Raw genomic sequence first — 23,167 nt, 5'->3', positions numbered from 1 at the left:
GCTTACTCGCAAAGAGGCTTTTTTAATGAAAAAGGACACATCTAGGAGGAAAATCATGAGTCAGCAAAAAGCCAATTTAGGCATTCGAGATATCCCAAAACCATTCACATGGCTGTCACTTAGCCTTCAGCATTTGTTTGCGATGTTTGGTGCGACCATTCTTGTACCAAAAATCATTGATATGAGTCCAGCCGTCGCACTCATCTCGAGCGGTGTAGGAACGATTGTTTACTTAATTATCACAAGAGGACAAATTCCGGCGTATCTTGGATCGTCCTTTGCCTTTATCGCCCCCATACTGAATGTTAAAGCAACGGGCGGCCCTGGAGCCGCAATGGTTGGCGCCTTCATGGCGGGTGTTGCGTATGCGCTCATCGCCCTGTTCATTAAATGGCTCGGCACAGGCTGGCTGATGAAGCTTCTGCCGCCGGTTGTCGTTGGACCAGTCATTATGGTCATCGGACTTGGACTCGCTGGAACAGCAGTCAACATGGCGATGTATGTTGATCCGAATGCCACCGAGCTTGTTTACAGCCTCAAGCACTTAATGGTTGCTGGCTTCACACTGGCTGTCACGATTATCAGTATGATTTTCCTAAGAGGATTCCTTAGCTTAATCCCAGTATTAATCGGCATAATCAGCGGCTATCTCTTTGCCTTAACTCAAGGCATCGTGAACTTCCAGCCGGTCATTGACGCAAAATGGTTTGCTGTACCAGACTTCGTCGTGCCATTTGTCGACTATACACCTGCTGTGACCTTAAGCATTCTTACAGTGATGGTGCCGGTTGCCTTTGTCACAATGTCTGAGCATATCGGCCACCAAGTGGTGTTAAGTAAGGTCGTAGGACAAGATTTTATTAAAAAACCAGGTCTTCACCGCTCCATTTTAGGAGACAGTGCGGCGACGATCTTCGCTTCACTTATTGGCGGACCGCCAACAACAACTTATGGAGAGAACATTGGCGTACTTGCCATCACAAGAGTGTTCAGTATCTTCGTCATCGGCGGAGCAGCGGTGTTTGCGATCTGCTTCGGTTTTGTAGGGAAAATATCAGCATTAATCAGTACAGTGCCGTCCGCGGTGATGGGAGGCGTTTCGTTCCTGCTATTTGGAATCATTGCCTCAAGCGGCCTGAGAATCCTGATTGATCATAAAGTGAATTTTGAAGAAAAGCGTAATCTCATTATCGCATCAGTCATCCTAGTCATCGGAATTGGCGGGGCATTCATTGAGGTGAAACAAATCAATCTCACTCTATCTGGAATGGCGCTTGCTGCGATTACAGGTGTCCTGTTAAACCTGATCCTGCCGCATCAAAAAGCAGAAGATGACGAGTCAAATGAATCAAATACAGAAAACCTTTTAAAAGAAGTCCAGTGAGGCTGACAAGGGTTCTAAAATGAGCAGAATGCACCGAAAGTGCCACTGCTTCTTTTGGAGAACCCTAAGCTGCCAAGGCTTAGGGTTTTTTTGAACCTGAAAGTGATGAAAAACTAGAGGGGGAAGAAAAAATGAATGATCTATCGACAATGAGCAGCTTATCAAAAGAAGAGATTTTACAGCTGATTGAAGAAGCAGCTGCACTCAAAAAGGGGAAACAAGAACATGGATTAGCCGGAGAATTTGTGGCAAACCTCTTCTTTGAACCAAGCACAAGAACACGTTTTAGCTTCGAAGTAGCCGAGAAAAAACTAGGGATGAATGTCCTGAACTTAGATGCGTCAAGCACCTCCGTTCAAAAGGGTGAAACACTTTACGATACGGTAAAAACACTCGAATCGATCGGAGTAAAGGCATGTGTGATAAGGGACAGCGCCGATGAATATTACAACGAGCTCATCGGGAAGGTTGGAATTCCTATCATCAATGCAGGGGATGGCTGCGGGCAGCATCCAACCCAATCACTGCTTGACCTCATGACCATCTTTGAAGAGTTTGGCGGCTTTGAAGGCTTAACGATTTCGATTCATGGAGACATCAAACACAGCAGGGTGGCAAGGTCAAATGCCGAGGTTCTCTCAAGGCTGGGAGCGACAGTGCTCTTTTCAGGACCTGCTTCCTTTCAGGATGATCAAAACCCTCATGGAACGTATGTTCAAGTAGATGAAGCCATCGCACAATCTGATGTGGTGATGCTGCTCAGAATCCAGCATGAACGGCACGCTGAAAAAATGGGCAGTGAAGATTACTTATCAACTTATGGATTAACAGTAGATAGAGCAAACAAAATGAAAGAACGCGCGATTATTATGCATCCAGCACCAGTAAACAGAGGTGTTGAAATAGATGATTCATTAGTAGAGTCCAAGCAGTCAAGGATTTTTAAGCAAATGGAAAATGGTGTTTATATCCGAATGGCAGTATTAAAAAGAGCTTTTCAAAATAGCAGACTACATCAAAAAGGGAGAGATTCTGTCTATGTCATATCTCATTAAAAACGGTTTTATCTTAACAAGCACAGGCGAAAGAGTGCAGCAGGATATTAGGGTAAAAGGAGAAGTGATTCAAGCGATTGGTCACATAGAAAGAGAAGACGGAGAAGAGGTTATTGATGCAGCAGGGCTATTTGTATCGCCAGGTTTGATCGATCTGCATGTGCATTTAAGAGAGCCAGGCGGAGAGAAAAAGGAAACGATTGAAACAGGCTCTAAAGCAGCCGCAAGAGGCGGATATACGACGATTGCAGCGATGCCGAATACAAGGCCGGTTCCAGATACAAAAGAGCAAATGGAATGGCTTATGAATCGAATCGAAGAGACCTCATCTGTGAGAGTGCTGCCATACGCCTCCATCACAACGAGACAAATTGGTGAAGAAATGACGGATTTTGCAGCACTAAAAGAATCAGGCGCCTTTGCCTTTACAGATGACGGTGTCGGCATCCAAACAGCAGGCATGATGTACGAAGCGATGAAACAGGCAGCAAGTCTTGATCAAGCGATTGTGGCACACTGTGAAGATAATTCGCTCATTTACGGCGGGTGCGTTCATGAAGGAGAATTTTCAAAAGCAAATGGGTTAAACGGAATACCGTCCATTTGTGAATCGGTGCATATTGCAAGAGATGTTCTTTTAGCAGAAGCAGCGAACTGTCATTATCATGTATGTCATATCAGTACGAAAGAATCTGTCCGGGTCGTCCGCGATGCAAAAAAAGCAGGCATCCGTGTAACGGCTGAGGTGTCACCGCATCACCTTCTATTATGTGACTCAGACATCCCGGGTCTTGATACAAACTATAAAATGAACCCGCCGCTCAGAGGAAAAGAGGACCGGGAGGCATTGATCGAGGGACTTTTAGATGGAACGATTGATTTCATCGCAACAGACCATGCGCCGCATACAGAAGAAGAAAAGAACGAAACGATGCAGCGTGCTCCGTTTGGAATTGTGGGACTTGAAACAGCGTTCCCGCTTTTGTATACACGATTTGTCAAAACAGGCGAATGGACATTAAAAGAACTTGTTGATTATATGACAATCAAACCAGCAGAAGCATTTTCTCTTCCATACGGAAAGCTTGAAGAAGGACACATAGCTGATATCACACTCATTGATTTAAACAAAGAAATGGCAATCGATAAAAAAAGCTTCTTATCTAAAGGGCAAAATACACCGTTTGACAAATTGACTGTATCAGGATGGCCGGTCATGACACTTGCATCTGGGAAAGTCGTTTATGAAGAGGGGAGACTAGTAAAATGAAGAGACGCTTAGTGCTAGAAAACGGAACAGTATTCGAAGGAACAGGCTTTGGCAGCTTAGAACCATCAGTCGGAGAAGTCGTCTTTAATACAGGGATGACGGGCTATCAAGAAATTTTATCTGATCCATCATACTGCGGACAAATTGTCACACTGACTTACCCGCTTATCGGCAACTATGGCATTAACCGTGATGATTTTGAATCGATCACACCGTTTGTAAAAGGGCTGATTGTGAAAGAGCTTTGTGAAAAGCCCTCAAACTGGCGCTCTTCATACTCACTCGATGAATATTTAAAAATAAAAAACATTCCAGGGCTGAGCGGAATCGATACACGGAAACTGACTAGAATGATTCGAAGTGCAGGCACTTTAAGAGGGGCGTTTGCAGGACCTGATGAACAAGTGGGTGACGTTGTCCGCCGCCTTCAAACAATGCAGCTGCCAACTGATCAAGTGAGTCAAGTATCTGTGAAAAATGCGTACCCAAGCCCAGGAAGAGGAAAAAGAATTGTCCTTGTCGATTTCGGCATGAAGCACGGCATTTTGCGCGAGCTCAATAAACGTGACTGCGACGTCATTGTGGTGCCATACAACATCACTGCAGATGAAGTGCTGCAGCTAAAGCCTGATGGCATCATGCTTTCAAACGGACCTGGAGATCCCGTGGATGTACCAGAAGCCGTTGAGATGATTCAGCAATTGATTGGAAAGGTACCACTCTTTGGTATTTGCCTCGGACATCAGTTATTTGCTCTAGCGTGCGGTGCAAGCACAGAAAAAATGAAATTTGGTCACAGAGGGTCTAACCATCCGGTGAAAGAACTAGCAACTGGCAAGGTGACACTAACGTCTCAAAACCATGGCTACACGGTTAGCAGGATTAACGAAGACGTGCTCGAAGTCACACATATTGCCCTAAACGACAATACGATTGAAGGATTAAAACATAAAGAAGCACCAGCATTCACTGTTCAGTACCACCCAGAAGCATCACCGGGTCCAGAAGATGCAAACTACTTATTTGACCAGTTCATGGAAATGATTCATACGACTGAGAAAGAAGGGGAAGAAGTATGCCAAAACGCGTAGATATCAAAAAGATTTTAGTAATCGGATCAGGTCCTATCATCATCGGTCAGGCAGCGGAGTTTGACTATGCAGGCACACAGGCTTGCTTAGCGCTAAAAGAAGAGGGCTATGAAGTCGTTCTTGTGAACTCTAACCCTGCGACCATCATGACAGATACAGAAATGGCCGACAAGGTATACATCGAACCACTGACACCAGAATTTTTAACACGAATCATTCGAAAAGAACGCCCCGATGCGATCTTACCAACGCTTGGCGGGCAAACTGGATTAAACCTTGCAGTTGAATTATCAGACCTTGGTGTATTAGCTGAATGCGGCGTTGAAGTGCTCGGTACAAAGCTGTCAGCAATCCAAAAAGCAGAAGATAGAGATTTATTCCGTAATTTGATGAATGAACTAAATGAGCCTGTACCAGAAAGTGAAATCATTCATAACCTGGAAGAAGCGATGGCGTTCACAGATCAGATCGGTTTCCCTGTCATCGTTAGACCTGCCTATACATTAGGCGGAACGGGCGGCGGAATTTGTACAAACGAGCAAGAACTGAAGGAAATCGTTGAAAACGGTCTGAAGCTAAGCCCAGTTACACAATGCTTACTTGAAAAAAGCATTGCCGGCTTTAAAGAAATTGAATATGAAGTCATGCGAGACAGCGGTGACCATGCAATCGTTGTTTGTAACATGGAAAACTTTGACCCTGTCGGCATTCATACAGGTGACAGTATTGTTGTAGCACCAAGCCAAACGTTAAGTGACCGTGAATATCAGCTGCTTCGCAATGTGTCGCTTAAGCTGATCCGTGCACTTGGCATTGAAGGCGGCTGTAACGTACAGCTGGCACTTGATCCCAACAGCTTTCAATACTATATCATCGAAGTAAACCCGCGTGTGAGCCGTTCTTCAGCGCTTGCATCGAAAGCGACAGGCTATCCAATTGCCAAATTGGCAGCGAAAATTGCTGTCGGCTTAACGCTTGATGAAATGATGAACCCAGTCACAGGTAAAACCTATGCAGCCTTCGAGCCGGCACTTGACTACATCGTTTCTAAAATACCGCGCTGGCCGTTCGATAAATTTGAATCTGCCAACAGACGTCTTGGTACGCAAATGAAGGCAACTGGTGAAGTCATGGCGATCGGCCGCACATTAGAAGAGTCACTTCTAAAGGCTGTACGTTCACTTGAAGCCGATGTGCATCACATTGAATTAAAAGATGAAGCAGACATCACAAATGAAGTGCTTGAAAAGCGGATTATCAAAGCGGGAGACGAACGATTATTTTATATCGCTGAGGCGCTTAGAAGAGGCTATACAGTCGAACAAATACATGAATTCTCAAAAATTGATTACTTCTTCCTTCATAAGCTGGAAGGCATCATCGCCTTTGAGAAGACATTAAAAGAAAACAAAGGCAATACAGACGTATTAAAAGAAGCAAAAGAAAAAGGCTTCTCAGATATCTACATTAGCCGCGAGTGGAATATGAACGAAGCGGATGTCTACAAGCTAAGACAAGAAGCAGGCATTGTACCTGTATACAAAATGGTGGATACATGTGCGGCAGAATTTGAATCAGAGACACCATATTTCTACAGCACGTATGAAGATGAAAATGAATCAGAACGGACTGACAAGAAAAGCGTCATCGTATTAGGTTCAGGTCCTATCCGAATTGGACAAGGAGTTGAATTTGATTATGCGACCGTTCACTCTGTGTGGGCTATTAAACAAGCAGGCTATGAAGCGATCATTATAAACAACAACCCTGAAACGGTCTCAACAGACTTTAGTATTTCAGATAAGCTTTACTTTGAACCACTCACTGTAGAAGATGTGATGCACATTATCGACCTTGAACAGCCTGAAGGAGTCGTTGTTCAGTTCGGCGGGCAAACAGCGATCAACTTAGCAGATGAATTATCAAATAGAGGGGTTAAAATTCTTGGTACTTCTCTAGAAGACCTAGACCGCGCAGAAAACCGGGACAAGTTTGAACAAACGTTAGAAACACTCGGCGTGCCGCAGCCTAAAGGGAAAACAGCAACGTCTGTGCCTGAAGCTGTAGCGATTGCAAATCAAATCGGCTACCCAGTCCTTGTCCGTCCTTCCTATGTATTAGGCGGCCGCGCGATGGAAATTGTGTATCAAGAAACAGAGCTTCTTCACTACATGGAGAATGCGGTGAAAGTCAATCCGCAGCATCCGGTGTTAATTGACAAGTATTTGACAGGAAAAGAAATTGAAGTAGATGCCGTGTCTGATGGAGAAACTGTCGTGATCCCAGGCATTATGGAACACATTGAAAGAGCTGGAGTTCACTCTGGTGACTCAATTGCGGTCTACCCGCCGCAAACATTGTCTGAGGACATCAAAGCGAAGATCGCAGAATACACGATCAAGCTTGCAAAAGGACTCAACATCATTGGGCTTTTGAACATACAATTTGTCCTATCAAAAGGTGAAGTGTATGTACTTGAAGTGAATCCGAGATCAAGCCGGACGGTTCCTTTCTTAAGTAAAATTACAGGCATCCCGATGGCCAACCTTGCGACAAAAGTCATCTTAGGAGACAAGCTCAAAAATTATGGCTACGAAGAAGGGCTTCACACAGAGCAAGAAGGAGTGTACGTCAAAGTTCCGGTCTTCTCTTTTGCAAAATTAAGAAGAGTGGATATTACACTCGGGCCTGAAATGAAATCAACAGGTGAAGTCATGGGGAAAGATGTCACGATTGAAAAAGCCCTATATAAAGGATTGATTGCATCAGGCATTCAAATTCCTAAAGACGGAACAGTTCTTCTGACAGTGGCTGATAAGGATAAAGAAGAAGGACTTGAGATCGCAAGAAGATTCCATTCGATCGGCTATCATATTTTAGCGACAGAAGGAACGGCGAATTACTTAAAACAAGCCTCCATTCCATCAAGTGTGGTCGGCAAAATCGGAGAAGAAGGCAAAAATCTTCTCGATGTCATTCGCAACGGGGAAGCCCAATTTGTGATCAACACATTAACAAAAGGAAAACAGCCGGCAAGAGACGGCTTTAGAATTAGACGTGAATCTGTTGAAAACGGAGTGGCTTGCTTAACGTCACTAGATACAGCAGAAGCCATTTTAAGAGTGCTTGAGAGTATGACATTTAGAGCGGATGAAATGCCAGAAGTGAAAACGAATGCTGAGGTGACAGTAACGATATGAAAAAAGCATACTTGACGGTCGTCTCGAACCGAGAGATCGCTGATCATATTTACGAAATGACATTAAAAGGTGACCTTGTGGACTCCTTTCAAACGGCTGGACAATTTCTTCATCTAAAGGTCAGTGAATCCATGACACCGCTGCTGAGAAGACCGATCAGTATTGCCAACATTCATGCCGAACAAAAAGAAGCAACCATCATTTACCGCGCAGAAGGAGAGGGCACAAAGCTCCTCTCCCAAAAGCGGATGGGAGAATCAGTCGATGTATTAGGGCCGCTTGGAAACGGTTATGATCCTTCAGTCGTCAAGCCCGGAGAGACGGCATTGCTAGTCGGCGGCGGGATTGGCGTACCGCCTCTATATGAGCTGTCCAAGCGTTTAACGAAAAAAGGCGTCATCGTGAAGCATGTCCTCGGCTTTCAATCGAAAAAGGATGTATTTTACGAAGAGAAATTTCAAGCACTCGGCGATACGTTTATTGCAACTGTTGATGGCACATATGGTGCTAAAGGATTTGTAACAGATGTGATAAGAGAGCAAAACTTGAGCTTTGATGTGCTGCTTTCCTGCGGTCCGACACCTATGCTAAAAGCGCTGAAAGACACGTATCCTGATAAGCCAGTCTACATTTCAATGGAAGAACGAATGGGCTGCGGGATTGGTGCCTGCTTTGCATGTGTCTGTCATACCGATCAGCTCGATAAACCTTACGTCAAAGTCTGTCTTGATGGACCTGTTTTTAAAGCAGAGGAGGTGGCATTGTCATGCTAAACGTTGAGTTACCTGGATTATCTTTAAAGAATCCAATTATCCCTGCATCAGGCTGCTTTGGATTCGGGAGAGAATTTGCATCCTTATATGACCTATCATTGCTGGGCGGTATCATGATTAAAGCCACAACCCTTGAACCGAGATTTGGCAATCCCACGCCAAGGGTAGCTGAGACAGGAGCAGGTATGCTCAATGCAATCGGCCTTCAAAACCCAGGTCTAAAAGGCGTGCTTGAAAATGAATTGCCTTGGCTCGAGCAGTTTGATACACCAATTATCGCAAACGTTGCTGGCTCACAGGTTGATGATTATGTTGAAGTAGCCAAGCAAATCAGCCAAGCCAAAAATGTTCATGCCCTTGAACTGAATATTTCTTGCCCAAATGTTAAAACAGGCGGAATCGCCTTTGGTACAGATCCAAATATGGCGGCGTCATTGACAAAAGCAGTCAAGGAAGTTTCTTCCGTACCTGTCTATGTCAAGCTGTCACCTAATGTAGCCAATATTGTGGAAATTGCTCAAGCGATTGAAGCTGCTGGCGCGGATGGACTCACCATGATTAACACATTAATCGGGATGCGTTTAGATTTAAAAACGGGGAAACCCATCCTTGCCAATAAAACAGGCGGATTATCAGGACCAGCTGTCAAACCGGTCGCTGTGCGAATGGTGCATGAGGTGAGTCAAGCGGTTTCTATTCCGATTATCGGGATGGGCGGAGTGCAAAGTGCTGAAGATGTACTTGAATTTTTACTAGCAGGTGCAAGTGCAGTAGCTGTCGGTACAGCCAATTTTGTGAATCCATTTATTTGCCCGGAAATCATTGAAGAGCTGCCAAATGTGTTAGCAGCATATGGTTATTCATCTGTAGAGGAATGCATCGGAAGGAGCTGGAAACATGAAGCACTTGCCCATCATCGCGCTTGATTTCCCATCAGGGAAGGAGGCGCTTGCCTTTTTAGACCCCTTTGAGGGGAAACCATTATTTGTGAAGGTCGGCATGGAGCTGTTTTACCAAGAAGGACCTGCCATCCTTGATGCGCTGAAAGAAAAAAATTGCCGCATTTTTCTTGATCTAAAATTACATGACATTCCAACAACGGTGCAAAAAGCGATGAACCGGCTTGCCGCACTTGGCGTTGATTTGGTCAATGTGCATGCTGCTGGCGGGAAACGAATGATGCAGGCTGCGTTAGAGGGACTTGAAAGCGGGACTCCTGCTGGACAAAGCCGCCCAGGCATTATTGCAGTGACCCAGCTGACTAGTACGTCAGAAGACATGATGAGAAGCGAGTTACTCATTGACCGTCCGCTGCAAGAGACTGTTATCCGGTACGGACAATTAGCATATGAAAGTGGACTAGACGGTGTTGTTTGCTCTGTCCATGAATCAAAAGCACTTCATGAACATATCTCACCATCTTTTCTCACTGTAACGCCAGGAATTCGCTTACCGAATGATCGAACCGATGACCAGCAGCGTGTGGCGACACCTGCCTATGCAAAAGAGCAAGGTGTTTCACAAATTGTTGTCGGAAGATCGATCACAAAAGCTGAAAAACCAATAGAAGCCTATCATCAAATTTTGAAAGAGTGGGAGTGACTGCCAGATGAAATCAAAAATCGCGAAACATCTATTACAAATCAAAGCGGTCTCATTAAAACCAGACGAACCGTTTACATGGGCGAGCGGTATAAAATCACCGATCTATTGTGATAACCGCCTGACATTGTCATATCCAGAAGTCAGACACGACATTGCTGAAGGTCTAAAGGATTTGATTCTCACTCATTTTAAGGGAGCAGAGGTTGTCGCGGGTACTGCAACAGCAGGCATTCCGCATGCGGCATTAGCGGCAGACCGCTTGAATATCCCGATGTGTTATGTCAGAAGTAAGCCGAAAGCACATGGAAAAGGAAATCAAATTGAAGGGGCCGTATCGAAAGGCCAAAAGGTTGTCGTCGTCGAAGACCTTATTTCCACAGGAGGCAGTGTGCTGGAAGTAGTCGCTGCTCTTCAAGCTGAGGGTTGCGAGGTACTAGGGGTTGCCGCGATCTTCACATATGGACTGCCAAAAGCAGCGGCAGCTTTTCAAGAAAAAAATATTCCATATGTCACCCTAACAGACTATGACACATTGACAGACGTGGCACTTGAACTGAAAGCGATTGAGCCGTCTGCGATGAACAAACTAAAACGCTGGAGACAAGATCCTTCCTCTGAATCTTGGATGGAAGAAACGGTCTGAAAAGTCAAAGTCCATTGTCAACAATTTCAAAAGCTGTGCCTGCCCGCACGGCTTTTTTATTTGGGGAAAAATAGTAAAATAGACTCAAATTTTAATAAAAACTAATCCTATCAATAAAGTCGGGTTGACTTTTGTTTGAATTGTGTTAATATTTAAGACAAATTGAAACTCTTATCCAGAGAGGTGGAGGGACTGGCCCGATGAAACCCGGCAACCTGCGATTCGCAAGGTGCTACTTCCTGCAAAATGATTCTATTTTGAAAGATAAGGAAATCGTGAGCTTCCTCATCTTTCTTTCGGAATGAAAGAAAGTTTTTTTATTTTAACGGTGAGGAGGAAGAGGAGATGGAAGTGAAACAAAATCAGGATGAGGACTTAGTAAAGCATATGCAAGAACTGATTGGGGATATGAAATTCGGTTCAATTACGTTAATTGTTCAGGACGGTCAAGTGATTCAAGTGGAAAAAAACGAAAAAATTAGATTGAAGTAGTGCGAAAAATAGCAATATGAGCGGTACTCCGGAAGGGGAGAAATCATGTTAACTTATGAAAATTGGCAAGAGCCGTCCATTACATTTCAAGAGGATGATTTGTATAAAGGAGCCCTGTCTGTACTGAAATGGGCGTACGGTCATTATGGTGACGAGCTCGTATATGCGTGCAGCTTTGGGATAGAGGGCATCGTACTGATTGATCTTATTGCAAAAGTAAAAAAAGATGCGAGAATTGTCTTTTTAGATACAGGTCTGCATTTTAAAGAAACATACGACACAATTGATGCAGTAAAGGAAAGATACCCGGGTTTAGACATTGTACTGAAAACGCCTGAGCTGACGGTTGAACAGCAAAATGAGCAGCACGGTGATGAATTATGGAAAACAAATCCTCAAAGCTGCTGCCATATGCGTAAGGTCATTCCTTTACAAGAAGCCCTCTCTGGTTATCCAGCATGGCTTTCCGGTTTAAGAAGAGAGCAGTCACCAAAACGAGCAGGGACGAATTTCTTAAATAAGGATGAAAAGTTCAAATCAGTGAAAGTATGTCCGCTCATCCATTGGACGTGGAAGGACATATGGAGATATGCATCTAGAGAGGAACTTACTTATAATCCGCTGCATGACCAAGGATATCCAAGTATCGGTTGTGCACCGTGTACACAGCCAGCATTTACTGCAGATGATCTGCGTTCTGGCAGATGGTCAGGAACAGCAAAGACAGAGTGCGGATTACATGAGTAAGGGAGCATAATGTATGGAAATCGCCGCAATTTTATTTAGTCTATTCTTTGCTTTAAACATAGGCGCAAGCGGAGCAGCTGCTTCTATGGGCATTGCGTATGGATCAGGTGCCATTAAAAAGCCTATTTATGCGCTCAGCGTTTGTGCAGTTGGGATTTTAGCAGGTTCAGTGATTGGCGGGGGTGAGGTCGTCAAAACGATCAGCTCTGGTATTATGCCAGAATCAGTCATTACACTTGAAATCGTTTGTATTATCATTGGTTCTGCTGCACTATCACTTTTCATAGCGAATCTGATGGCGATCCCTTTATCAACAAGCGAGGTCACAGTAGGGGCTGTGGTTGGTGTGGCAGTCGCGTATAAAGTATTGTTTGTGAAATCCATTTTAGTGATTGTGGCATTTTGGGTCATCATCCCGCTTTTCGCCTTTCTTTTTACCTTTGCTATCGTCAAAATCATCAGAATGTTCCCTAAACGAAAGCTGTCTAAAAAAGGCACAGCTATTTTATCTGTCGTATTAATCCTTAGTGGATTTTTAGAAGCATTTTCAGCCGGTATGAACAATGTGGCAAATGCGGTCGGCCCGCTCGTCGCCTCAGGCGTTTTATCAGTTGGGCAGGGAACACTTTACGGCGGAATCTTCGTCGCAGTAGGGGCTCTCTTGCTAGGTAGAAGAGTACTGGAAACAAACGGAAAGAAAATCACCCGTTATCAAACGGGCGAAGGGATTTTACTTTCGAGTACCGGTGCCGGGCTTGTCATCGTCAGTTCTATTTTTGGGCTGCCAGTTCCGCTTACGCAAATCACCTCCTCGTCTATTATCGGGCTTGGAATGGCAAAAGGCGGACCTAATATTTTTCACAAACACGTTGTGAAAAAAATGCTGAAAGTGTGGGTGGTGTCACCCTTCTTATCACTCAGCCTATCGTATTTGCTTGTGAGCCTTTTCTTAAAAGGAGACTATTACTCTATCTTTATCATGATGAGTGTACTGCTTGCCTCACTTGGTGCACTGAGTCTGATGAAGGCAGTCAAAAATGAAAGCAACTCTATTCATGAACAGGGCGGCGGGATTTAACGACAAATCCGACTATTAACATCTAATAAATATGAACATTGAGAGGAAGATGAACAAATGAGTTTAACACCACATGGTGGCGTATTAATTAATCGAGTAAATGAAGAATATGATCTCAGCACGGCTGCGAAGGAAATTGAACTAGATGCGATTTCCTTTGCGGACCTTGAACTCATTGCAATTGGCGGATATAGTCCAATTGAAGGGTTTTTAACAAAAGCTGATTATGAAGCAGTTGTAAGCAGTATGCGGCTAGCAAGTGGTGTCGTTTGGTCTCTTCCTATTACACTGCCAGTGACAAAAGAAAAGGCAGCGGAAATCCAACAAGGCGATATCGTGCGCTTATCCTACAATGGAACTGTATATGGGGTCATTGAAGTAGAGGATCAATACACACCAGATAAAGAAAAAGAAGCGGTGAATGTCTATAAAACTGATGACCGCAATCATCCAGGCGTGAAAAAATTATTTGAACGCGGCGATTCTTACATTGGCGGGAAAATTACACTGTCGAAACGCAGTGAAAAACCATTCCCTCAATTTACGTATGAGCCAGAAGAAACAAGACGTCATTTTAAAGAAAACGGCTGGAAAACTATTGTTGGTTTCCAAACGAGAAACCCTGTTCATCGTGCTCATGAATATATTCAAAAAACGGCACTGGAAACAGTCGATGGTTTATTTTTAAATCCACTTGTCGGTGAAACAAAATCTGACGATATCCCGGCAGATGTGAGAATGAAAAGCTATCAAGTGTTATTGAACGGTTATTATCCAAAAGACCGCGTCTTTTTAGGTGTTTTTCCTGCTGCAATGCGTTATGCTGGACCAAAGGAAGCCATTTTTCATGCGCTAGTGCGTAAAAATTATGGCTGCACCCATTTTATTGTCGGAAGAGATCATGCAGGTGTTGGTGACTATTACGGCACATACGAGGCGCAGGAACTCTTTGATCAATTTACAAGCGAAGAAATCGGCATTACCCCATTAAAATTTGAACACAGCTTCTACTGTAATACATGCGAAGCGATGGCCACACCAAAAACGTGTCCTCACGATAAAAGCGAGCATGTCATTCTTTCAGGTACAAAGGTTCGAACGATGCTGAGAAACGGTGAATTACCACCAAGCACGTTCAGCCGAAAAGAAGTCATTGAAACATTAATCGAAGGATTAAAAACGACAGTATCTTAATGGGAGGGTATGACATGAGCAACGAACATATCGTGTGGCATGATTCATCTATTACAAAAAAAGAATATCAACAGAAAAACAATCATACGAGCGGCATTATCTGGCTTACAGGTCTAAGCGGGTCAGGTAAATCAACGATCGCAAATGCAGCCGCTAGAGAGCTGTTTGAACAAGGCTACCAAGTCACAGTTCTTGATGGTGATAACGTGCGGCACGGACTCAATAAAGATTTAGGGTTTTCAGATGATGACAGAAAAGAGAACATCCGCCGAATCGGAGAAGTGGCGAAATTATTTGTGGAGCAAGGAACGATTGTCATCACTGCTTTTATTTCTCCATTTCAAGAAGACCGCCACATTGTGAGACAGTTAGTCGAAGATGGAGAATTTCACGAAGTGTTTGTCAAATGTGATTTGAACGTGTGTGAAGAGCGTGATCCGAAAGGGTTATATAAAAAGGCCAGAAATGGTGAAATTCCATTTTTCACTGGAATTGATTCACCGTATGAAGAGCCTGCTGCGCCTGAGCTCGTATTAGATACAGGGGAATTATCCCGTGAGGAATCCAAACAGCGTCTTGTTGATTATGTAAAAGGAACAACGAAATAATCGCCTGATGGCAGGGGGAGAAAAGCAAGATGGGGAAAGTATACATTGTGGGTGCTGGACCCGGGGACCCAGATTTAATTACATTAAAGGCCCATAAGGCTATTCAGCAGGCAGATGTCATCTTATATGATCGTCTTGTCAATCAAGATATTCTCGCCCACGCCAAACCGGAGGCGGAATTGATTTATTGCGGCAAGCTACCAAATCATCATACAATGAGACAGGAAGCCATCAATGAAGCGCTTGTGGCTCATGCAAAGGAAGGGAACGTTGTCGTTCGGCTGAAAGGCGGCGACCCCTTTGTCTTTGGCCGTGGCGGTGAAGAAATCGAATGCTTAGCTGAGCACGGAATTCCGTATGAGGTCGTCCCGGGAATTACTTCTGGTATTGCAGCGGCTGCTTATGCGGGCATCCCTGTGACGCATCGTGAATTCAGCTCAAATGTGGCTTTTGTCACAGGTCATTATCAAAAGGATGAACATTTTGAAGAAAAGTGGGAGGCGCTGGCTACAGGAATTGATACTCTTGTGATTTATATGGGTGTCAAAAACGTGGAGAGAGTGCAGCGCCTGCTTTTGAAAAATGGACGGGACCCTGAAACACCCGCTGCATTTATACACTGGGGAACCACAACGAGGCAAAAGACAACTTGCTGTACTGTGGCGACACTGTCTGAAACCGTTGAAAAAGAAGGGATCGAGCATCCAAGTTTAATTGTTGTTGGAGATGTCGTTCATTTTCATCAAAAGCTGAACTGGTTTGAACCCGCATTAATTGAGAATTAAGAATGATAGAGAAAAGACACGTACATACATCGTGTCTTTTCGTCTGATGAAAACAAGTGAAAGGGAGGAGCCGCATGAAACAAGCTGTACTTTATGTTGGGCATGGAAGCAGGGTGAAAGAAGCACAAGATAAGGCCATTTCTTTTATGAAAAGCTGTATGCCGTTAGTGAAAGCAGATATACAAGAAATTTGTTTTTTAGAGCTGACGGACCCTTCTATAGAAGAAGGGTTTGAGGCCTGTGTGAACAAAGGAGCGACACACATTGCCATCGTCCCGCTCCTCCTTTTAACTGCCATGCATGCCAAATCGGATATCCCGATCGAAATTGAGAAAGTGCACGCGCGTTTCCCGCAAGTGAAGGTCACATATGGTAAGCCAATCGGCGTGAATCAAGAAGTAACAAAAGCGGTTGCCGCAAGAATTGAAGAAGCAGGATATCAAGGAGAGCGCGCGCGGATTCTTTTAATTGGCCGCGGGAGCTCTGATCCGGATGTGAAGCGAGATGTGTTTGGCATTGCAGACGATGTCCGAAGCCTGCTTCCTCATGCAGAGGTTCTTCCGTGTTTTATTACAGCATGTGAGCCAAATTATCGAGATGTTCTCGCGCAGTTATCAGCAGATGACGATGGGCCTGTCTATATCGTTCCTTACTTGCTGTTTACGGGGATTTTAATGAAAGAAATTGAAAGTGAAGCCGCTCAGGCGAGAAAGCGGCTGAAAGATGTCCGGGTATGCCGGTATATTGGCTTTCATCCGCATGTCAAAGCGGCTTATATTGAACGCGTGCAAGAAACCATGTTAAATAAAGACGATGTGTTTCGTTTCCGAGGAGAAAGCCATGCTTCCAGTCCATCTTGATTTAACCAATAAACAAGTGGTCATCGCCGGCGGCGGATCTGTCGCGTTAAGAAGAGCGAAGGCGCTGTGTACGGAGTCTTGCCATATAACCATTGTGAGTCCTAATATTTCTGAAGAGATGGCACGCTTCATTGATACATATGCGCTCAATTGGAAGGAAAAGAAGGTAGACGCTGAAGATTTGAATGATGCATTTTTCATTGTAGCTGCTACAAACGACCCTTCGGTAAATGAATGGATTGCACAAACAGCACAGCCTCACCAGCTCGTGAATTGTGTGAGCCAATCAGAGCTCGGCAATGTCATTGTGCCGAAGGTTGTCAAAGCAGGAAAAGTGACGATTTCAGTCTCTACAAGCGGTGCAAGCCCCGCCCGGACAAAGCAGCTGGCTGCGGCAATTGAATCCTTGCTTCAAGAAGAGGATATTGACGCACTTGATGCCCTTTACATCGAAAGAAAAAAACGACAAAGAAAAAGCCGATAAAATCGGGGACTGACCCTCGATTTTATCGGCTTTTTTTATTTATTTTCTCAGCTTGAGCACAAGATCTTCGTCAGGCGTGACAAATAATGTTTGCTGCTGATCATACGTAACAAAGCCAGGCTTTGCTCCGTTTGGTTTTTTCACATGCCGGATTTTTGTATAGTCGACAGGAACGGAGCCGGACTCTTTTGCCTTCGAGAAGTAGGCGGCAATTTGAGCCGCTTCAAGCAGCGTTTGTTCATCAGGTGCTTGGTGACGGATGACGACATGTGACCCAGGAATATCCTTTGTATGCAGCCAAATGTCATCACGAGCAGCTGCCTTTGTAGTCAAATACTCGTTTTGTTTGTTGTTTTTTCCGACTAAAATTGGAATGCCTTGGGACGACTCATACGTTTCGAGCTGAATGGCCGCCGGTTTTTTCTTTTTGGCGTGACGTTTTTGTCTGGCGCGCAAATATTTTCCTTCAACAAGCTCTTCTCTCATTTCCTCTAAATCCTTCGGTGAAGCAGAGGACAGCTGCTGAATCAGTTCTTCAAAATAAGCAATCTCTTCATGTGTCCGCTTAATTTGTTCATTTACAGCTTCTACAGCATTTTTTGCCTTTTGATATCTTGTAAAATATGCCTGTGCATTTTCAGAAGGGGTTTTGTTTGTTTTGAGCGGGATCGTGATTTCTCCGCCGTCTTCATCGTAATAATTGATGACAGTCGCTTCTTTATCCCCTTTTTTAATCGCATATAAATTGGCTGTTAACAGCTCACCATAGAGCTGATATTTGTGTGCATCTTGAGATTCTTCAAGGGTTCTTTTTAGCTTTTTCAGCTTGTTTTCATTTTTCTTTTTTTCATTTACAACAAACCGTTCAAGGTCTGCCGCCTGCTGTTTGACTCTGTCTCTCTCAGCTTTTCCAAAATAAAAACGGTCAAGCAGCTGGCTGAGTGAGTCGAATGTCTTCATCTCGCCATGGACATGCTGAAGCTCTAATAAATAAAAATACTCTTTCCCGTCTTTTCTTGTGAGCTGCGGCGTAAAAGAATGCATGCGTATGAGCTGGAACATGTCGAGCAGTGTATTTGGAATCGTTTCTTGATTGGCAAGGCCGGCCCGGTGTACTGCTTCCTTTGCAAACAGCGGGGATACCCCAGAGAAGGTATCGACAATTTGATTCGCGATCTTTCCTTCTTGAAAGCGTAAATGCTTCAAAATATCATCCTTTGTCACTTCAAAAGGATTCAATTTTTGCTGCGCAGGCGGCAGTAGGTATTCTTGACCAGGTAGCACCGTTCGATAGCTGTTAACTGATGGAGAAAGGTGTTTTAAACCATCAATGATCTGCTGCGTTCCATCCTCTACAAGAATCAAATTACTATGACGTCCCATGATTTCAATGTAAAGCTTACGCGTCTGCTCATCGCCGATTTCGTTTCGGCTTCGCACGTGAAGCACGATGACTCGGTCAAATCCAATCTGTTCAAAACGTTCTATGAAGCCGCCCTCAAGATGCTTTCTGAGGAGCATACAAAACATTGGCGGCTCGCTTGGATTGTCGTATTGATGCTCTGTGAGCTGCACTCTCGCATAGCTCGGATGAGCCGATAAAAGGAGCTTATGATTTTTTCCGTTTGAACGAATATGAAAAATCAGCTCGTGTTTATATGGCTGATGGATTTTTGAAATCCTCCCGCCAGTTAATGTCTCTTGCAATTCATTTGTCATACCATATGTAAAAATGCCGTCAAATGACATGTTGGATACACCCTCTTCTTTCACACAAATCTACTGAAAGAACCTTCCGTTTTCTCGTTCTTTAGGCAGTCTTATTATTATAGCATGATTTAGGACGAGTCTGAATAAACTGGCTTATAGAACACTGCATAAGAGAGAGAACAAAAGAGGAGTGGACGAGGTCAAATGAATTGGCATGAACTGAACCAAACCGATTTATTAAAAACAATGAATACATCGATAGGTGACGGACTGTCAGAAAAAGATGTACAAAAGCGGCTTGAAAAACACGGGCATAATGAATTGCAGGAAGGAAAAAAGGCGTCGGCTCTGATTATTTTTTTAGCACAGTTTAAAGATTTCATGGTGTTAATCTTGCTTGCAGCAACAATTATTTCTGCCTTTTTAGGAGAATACATTGATGCTGTTGCGATTGTAGCCATTGTTTTAATTAATGGTGTACTCGGTTTTTATCAAGAACGCCGGGCGGAGAAATCCCTTCAAGCGTTAAAAGAATTATCAACTCCGCACGTGTATGCAAGGAGAAATAATGAATGGGTCAAGATCCCGTCTAAACATCTCGTGCCAGGGGATATTGTGAAATTTTCAAGCGGAGACCGGATTGGGGCAGATATTAGATTACTAGAAACAAAGAGCTTAGAAATCGAGGAGTCCGCTCTCACTGGTGAGTCCATCCCAGCGGTCAAACACGCAAGTCCGATTTCAAGCAGCCATGTCTCGCTTGGAGATTTGACGAACATGGCCTTTATGGGGACGCTTGTCACTAGAGGCAGCGGCGTAGGGGTTGTCATTGGTACAGGGATGAATACGGCGATGGGACAAATTGCCGGCATGCTGGATGCAGCAGGTAATATGGAAACACCGCTGCAAAGACGTCTCGAGCAGCTTGGGAAAATTCTGATTGTGGCTGCTTTATTTTTAACGGTGCTCGTTGTTGTTCTCGGTGTTGTGCAAGGACATGAATTGTATCATATGTTCCTAGCGGGAGTATCTCTTGCTGTTGCGGCGATTCCAGAAGGACTGCCGGCGATTGTCACTGTCGCACTTTCCCTAGGGGTGCAGCGGATGATCAAACAAAAATCGATTGTCAGAAAGCTCCCGGCGGTGGAAACACTCGGCTGCGCGTCAATCATTTGCTCAGATAAAACTGGAACCATGACGCAAAATAAAATGACCGTGACCCATGTATGGGCAGAGGGAAAAACGTGGAATATTTCTGGCACAGGCTACGAGCCAACCGGTGACTTTACCTTAAACGGAGAAATCGTCCATGTCGACAAGCACCCAAGCTTGCAAAAGGTGTTATTATACGGGGCGCTTTGTAATACATCGACCATCGTTGAAAAAGACGGGGAGATGAGGCTTGATGGAGATCCGACAGAGGGGGCGCTTCTCACCGCAGCACGTAAAGCGGGTTTTACAGAGCAATTCATCGAAGCTGGATTTCATGTCATTGAGGAGTTTCCTTTTGACTCAGAAAGAAAGATGATGTCAGTCGTCGTTGAAACGAATCAAAAAGAGCGGTATGTCATTGCAAAAGGTGCGCCGGATGTACTAATGAACCGTTCAAGTCATATCATGCACGGCGGGCGCACAGCTTCTTTTTCAGCCACTCACAGGCAAGAAACAGAAGCTGCAATTCAAGGCTTAGCAAGACAGGCGCTTAGAACCATTGCCATTGCCTATAAAAAAGTCGGTCTGACAGACAAAATCACCTCTGTACAGCAGGCTGAAACCGATTTAACATTGATCGGGTTAGAGGGCATGATCGATCCACCGCGTCCTGAAGTCAGACGAGCGATTAAAGAGTGCCGGGATGCCGGCATTAAAACGGTCATGATTACAGGGGACCACGTGGAAACGGCCAAAGCGATCGCCAAAGACTTAAGCCTTTTACCGAAGCAAGGACAGGTGCTTGACGGGAAGGCACTTGATCAGATGAGCGACAAAGAACTTGAGCAAACGGCTGAAAATGTATACGTCTTTGCCCGGGTTTCCCCTGAGCATAAACTGAGAATTGTCAGAGCCTATCAAAAAAATGGTCATGTTGTGGCGATGACAGGTGACGGGGTCAATGATGCGCCTGCCATTAAACAAGCAGATATCGGCATCTCCATGGGCATCACTGGAACCGACGTAGCCAAAGAAGCATCTTCTCTTATTTTACTTGATGACAACTTTGCGACCATTAAATCCGCCATTAAAGAAGGCCGGAATATTTATGAAAACATTCGTAAGTTTGTCCGCTATTTGCTGGCATCAAATGTCGGGGAAATTTTGGTCATGCTGTTTGCGATGCTCCTCGCGCTGCCGCTGCCGCTCGTTCCTATACAAATCTTATGGGTAAACCTTGTCACAGATGGTCTCCCGGCTATGGCACTTGGCATGGATAAGCCAGAAGGCGATGTCATGAAGAGAAAGCCGCGGAATATGAAAGAGGGCATTTTTGCAAGAGGGCTTGGCTGGAAGGTCATCTCAAGAGGATTTCTTATTGGGCTTGCGACCCTTTTGGCATTTATATTTGTGTATCACCGCGATCCAAACAATCTGCAATATGCACAGACTGTCGCATTTAGTACGCTTGTTTTGGCGCAGCTCATTCATGTATTTGACTGCCGCAGTGAACGGTCCATTTTTGAACGTAATCCATTTGGAAACCTTTATTTGATCGGTGCGGTTTTGTCATCACTTTTACTCATGTTTGTGGTCATTTATTACCCACCGCTTCAGCCAATTTTCAAAACGGTCGCGATTGCACCAATTGATTGGCTGCTGATCATTGGGATGTCTGCACTGCCAACTTTTTTACTGGCAGGATCACTTTTGACAAGAAAAAAATAATTGATTATGGTATAATTTTGAGGTAATAGTGTCTGCTATTACCTTTTTCATTTTATTAATATGAAAGAATTGGGTGTTTTGACATGATACGCAGTATGACGGGATTCGGCCAAGCGAGTAAAACGGATGGCGAGCTGACAGTGTCAGTTGAGCTAAAATCGGTCAATCACCGTTTTAAAGAGGTTCATGCCCGTTTGCCGAGGCCGCTTTTATATTTCGAAGATACATTAAAAAAGATCATTCTTCGTCACGTGCAGCGCGGTCGAATTGAGCTGTTTGTTACGATTGAAGGCGGTAAACTAGCAAGCCGGTCCTTACAGATCGACTGGCCGCTGCTTGATGAATACATGAAAGCCGCAAAAGACCTCGAAGAACGCTATCACATTTCAGGCATTCAGCATGCACATGACTTACTCGGGCTGGAGCTTGCCGTTCAGGTGGAAGAGTCATCCAGCCGAAATGAACAGTTAGAGCAGCTGCTGATGGAAGCTTGCGAGGCTGCTGTCAAGGAGCTTTGCTTCATGAGAGAGCAAGAGGGAGCATCACTTCAAAAAGACTGTGAACTGAGGCTTTCTGAATTAGAGGCCTATACAGAAGAAATCAAAGTTTTTGCACCAGAGGTTGTAAGTCAGTACAAAGAACGATTAAACCAGCGATTGCAAGAATGGATCGGAGAAGCGCTTGACGAAAGCAGACTGACAACTGAGGCTGCCATCTTTGCTGACCGGTGTGACATTACAGAAGAGATTACGAGATTAAAAAGTCATTTTCAGCAGTTCCAGCAAATCTTGCTGCAAGGCGGTGCTGCCGGACGAAAACTTGACTTCCTTGTACAGGAGCTCAACCGTGAAGTGAATACCATTGGATCAAAAGCGAACCATCACCATTTAACAAAGCTGGTGGTTGAAATGAAAAGTGCTATTGAAAAAATAAAAGAACAAGTGCAAAATATAGAATAGTCATTGTGTATGCTGTTTACAGTGCGTCTCTTTCGGCGAGACTAGAGACGTTTATATTACAGGGGGACGAAAGAAGATGACCATAAAGTTGATCAATATCGGATTTGGAAACATCATTTCAGCGAATCGGATGATTTCGATCGTCAGTCCGGAATCAGCACCGATTAAACGAATGATACAAGACGCAAGAGATCGAGGCATGCTCATAGATGCTACATACGGAAGAAGAACCCGTGCTGTTGTCATTATGGACAGTGACCATGTCATCTTATCTGCCGTTCAGCCTGAGACTGTCGCGCAAAGACTTTCTGTAAAAGAAGAAATCATAGATGAAGGGCAGGGGTAATAC

The 23,167-nt window shown here is 44.3% G+C and carries 21 protein-coding genes and 1 riboswitch; of the genes, 20 read left to right on the top strand and 1 reads right to left on the bottom strand.

Going from position 1 to position 23,167, the window contains the following annotated elements:
• The first annotated feature begins 55 nt into the window (after positions 1–55).
• The 17 genes from ACLGGR_RS01845 to ACLGGR_RS01765 all read left to right on the top strand — a co-directional run bounded on the left by ACLGGR_RS01845 (position 56) and on the right by ACLGGR_RS01765 (position 17,269).
• The gene (locus ACLGGR_RS01845) at positions 56–1,384 is read left to right on the top strand and encodes a solute carrier family 23 protein (protein WP_039178389.1); all 1,329 of its coding nucleotides are present in this window, start codon (positions 56–58) and stop codon (positions 1,382–1,384) included.
• A gap of 131 nt (positions 1,385–1,515) precedes the next feature.
• Complete coding sequence (locus ACLGGR_RS01840; protein WP_410972396.1) at positions 1,516–2,439, top strand: aspartate carbamoyltransferase catalytic subunit; 924 nt, start codon at positions 1,516–1,518, stop codon at positions 2,437–2,439.
• Complete coding sequence (locus ACLGGR_RS01835) at positions 2,423–3,709, top strand: dihydroorotase (RefSeq protein ID WP_410972395.1); 1,287 nt, start codon at positions 2,423–2,425, stop codon at positions 3,707–3,709. Before ACLGGR_RS01840 ends, ACLGGR_RS01835 begins: the two co-directional genes overlap by 17 nt.
• Positions 3,706–4,800 carry a carbamoyl phosphate synthase small subunit gene (locus ACLGGR_RS01830; RefSeq protein ID WP_251215489.1) on the top strand — a complete coding sequence of 365 codons (1,095 nt, stop codon included), beginning with the start codon at positions 3,706–3,708 and terminating at the stop codon, positions 4,798–4,800. Before ACLGGR_RS01835 ends, ACLGGR_RS01830 begins: the two co-directional genes overlap by 4 nt.
• Positions 4,785–8,000, top strand: coding sequence for a carbamoyl-phosphate synthase (glutamine-hydrolyzing) large subunit (gene carB, locus ACLGGR_RS01825; RefSeq protein ID WP_410972394.1), 3,216 nt, complete (start codon positions 4,785–4,787; stop codon positions 7,998–8,000). The genes ACLGGR_RS01830 and carB overlap by 16 nt, the downstream gene beginning before the upstream one ends.
• Positions 7,997–8,773, top strand: a complete 777-nt coding sequence (locus ACLGGR_RS01820) for a dihydroorotate dehydrogenase electron transfer subunit (protein WP_251215487.1) — start codon at positions 7,997–7,999, stop codon at positions 8,771–8,773. Before carB ends, ACLGGR_RS01820 begins: the two co-directional genes overlap by 4 nt.
• A complete protein-coding gene (locus ACLGGR_RS01815) occupies positions 8,767–9,699 on the top strand; it encodes a dihydroorotate dehydrogenase (protein WP_047202127.1) in 933 nt (310 codons plus the stop codon). Before ACLGGR_RS01820 ends, ACLGGR_RS01815 begins: the two co-directional genes overlap by 7 nt.
• Entirely contained in the window at positions 9,671–10,375 is a 705-nt protein-coding gene (gene pyrF / locus ACLGGR_RS01810; RefSeq protein ID WP_410972393.1) for an orotidine-5'-phosphate decarboxylase, read from the top strand. Before ACLGGR_RS01815 ends, pyrF begins: the two co-directional genes overlap by 29 nt.
• Before the next feature lie 7 nt (positions 10,376–10,382).
• Entirely contained in the window at positions 10,383–11,021 is a 639-nt protein-coding gene (gene pyrE, locus ACLGGR_RS01805; protein WP_024424225.1) for an orotate phosphoribosyltransferase, read from the top strand.
• Positions 11,022–11,189: 168 nt separating this feature from the next.
• Positions 11,190–11,292: riboswitch (SAM riboswitch) on the top strand.
• Between the two features lie 116 nt (positions 11,293–11,408).
• Positions 11,409–11,513 (top strand): DUF2292 domain-containing protein, encoded by a 105-nt coding sequence (locus ACLGGR_RS01800; RefSeq protein WP_369810469.1) that lies wholly within the window; start codon positions 11,409–11,411, stop codon positions 11,511–11,513.
• Positions 11,514–11,558: 45 nt separating this feature from the next.
• On the top strand, positions 11,559–12,260 hold the full coding sequence (locus ACLGGR_RS01795; RefSeq protein WP_251215485.1) for a phosphoadenylyl-sulfate reductase: 702 nt from the start codon (positions 11,559–11,561) through the stop codon (positions 12,258–12,260).
• Between the two features lie 13 nt (positions 12,261–12,273).
• Positions 12,274–13,338, top strand: coding sequence for a sulfate permease (gene cysP, locus ACLGGR_RS01790; protein WP_142944753.1), 1,065 nt, complete (start codon positions 12,274–12,276; stop codon positions 13,336–13,338).
• Positions 13,339–13,395: 57 nt separating this feature from the next.
• Positions 13,396–14,532: a sulfate adenylyltransferase gene (gene sat / locus ACLGGR_RS01785; protein WP_410972392.1), complete on the top strand. Its 1,137-nt coding sequence runs from the start codon at positions 13,396–13,398 to the stop codon at positions 14,530–14,532.
• Between the two features lie 14 nt (positions 14,533–14,546).
• Positions 14,547–15,140, top strand: a complete 594-nt coding sequence (gene cysC, locus ACLGGR_RS01780; RefSeq protein WP_044330722.1) for an adenylyl-sulfate kinase — start codon at positions 14,547–14,549, stop codon at positions 15,138–15,140.
• 29 nt (positions 15,141–15,169) lie between these two features.
• The gene (gene cobA, locus ACLGGR_RS01775; RefSeq protein ID WP_142944755.1) at positions 15,170–15,925 is read left to right on the top strand and encodes a uroporphyrinogen-III C-methyltransferase; all 756 of its coding nucleotides are present in this window, start codon (positions 15,170–15,172) and stop codon (positions 15,923–15,925) included.
• A gap of 74 nt (positions 15,926–15,999) precedes the next feature.
• Positions 16,000–16,785: a sirohydrochlorin chelatase gene (locus tag ACLGGR_RS01770; RefSeq protein WP_410972391.1), complete on the top strand. Its 786-nt coding sequence runs from the start codon at positions 16,000–16,002 to the stop codon at positions 16,783–16,785.
• The gene (locus ACLGGR_RS01765) at positions 16,766–17,269 is read left to right on the top strand and encodes a precorrin-2 dehydrogenase/sirohydrochlorin ferrochelatase family protein (RefSeq protein ID WP_410972390.1); all 504 of its coding nucleotides are present in this window, start codon (positions 16,766–16,768) and stop codon (positions 17,267–17,269) included. Before ACLGGR_RS01770 ends, ACLGGR_RS01765 begins: the two co-directional genes overlap by 20 nt.
• Before the next feature lie 39 nt (positions 17,270–17,308).
• Here ACLGGR_RS01765 and ACLGGR_RS01760 read toward each other — a convergent pair whose 3' ends face one another.
• A complete protein-coding gene (locus tag ACLGGR_RS01760) occupies positions 17,309–19,018 on the bottom strand; it encodes an Rqc2 family fibronectin-binding protein (RefSeq protein ID WP_410972389.1) in 1,710 nt (569 codons plus the stop codon).
• 165 nt (positions 19,019–19,183) lie between these two features.
• On the opposite strand from ACLGGR_RS01760, the gene ACLGGR_RS01755 reads away from it, so the two are divergent.
• From ACLGGR_RS01755 to remA, 3 genes are all read left to right on the top strand, one after another.
• Positions 19,184–21,859, top strand: a complete 2,676-nt coding sequence (locus tag ACLGGR_RS01755) for a calcium-translocating P-type ATPase, SERCA-type (RefSeq protein WP_410972388.1) — start codon at positions 19,184–19,186, stop codon at positions 21,857–21,859.
• A gap of 83 nt (positions 21,860–21,942) precedes the next feature.
• On the top strand, positions 21,943–22,818 hold the full coding sequence (locus ACLGGR_RS01750; RefSeq protein WP_252058018.1) for a YicC/YloC family endoribonuclease: 876 nt from the start codon (positions 21,943–21,945) through the stop codon (positions 22,816–22,818).
• 76 nt (positions 22,819–22,894) lie between these two features.
• Positions 22,895–23,164, top strand: coding sequence for an extracellular matrix/biofilm regulator RemA (remA, locus tag ACLGGR_RS01745; protein WP_008344898.1), 270 nt, complete (start codon positions 22,895–22,897; stop codon positions 23,162–23,164).
• The last annotated feature ends 3 nt before the right edge of the window (positions 23,165–23,167 follow it).

This window comes from Bacillus sp. BD48 (assembly GCF_046566805.1).
Taxonomy (GTDB): domain Bacteria; phylum Bacillota; class Bacilli; order Bacillales; family Bacillaceae; genus Bacillus; species Bacillus safensis.
This window is presented reverse-complemented; position numbering and strand designations above follow the sequence as displayed.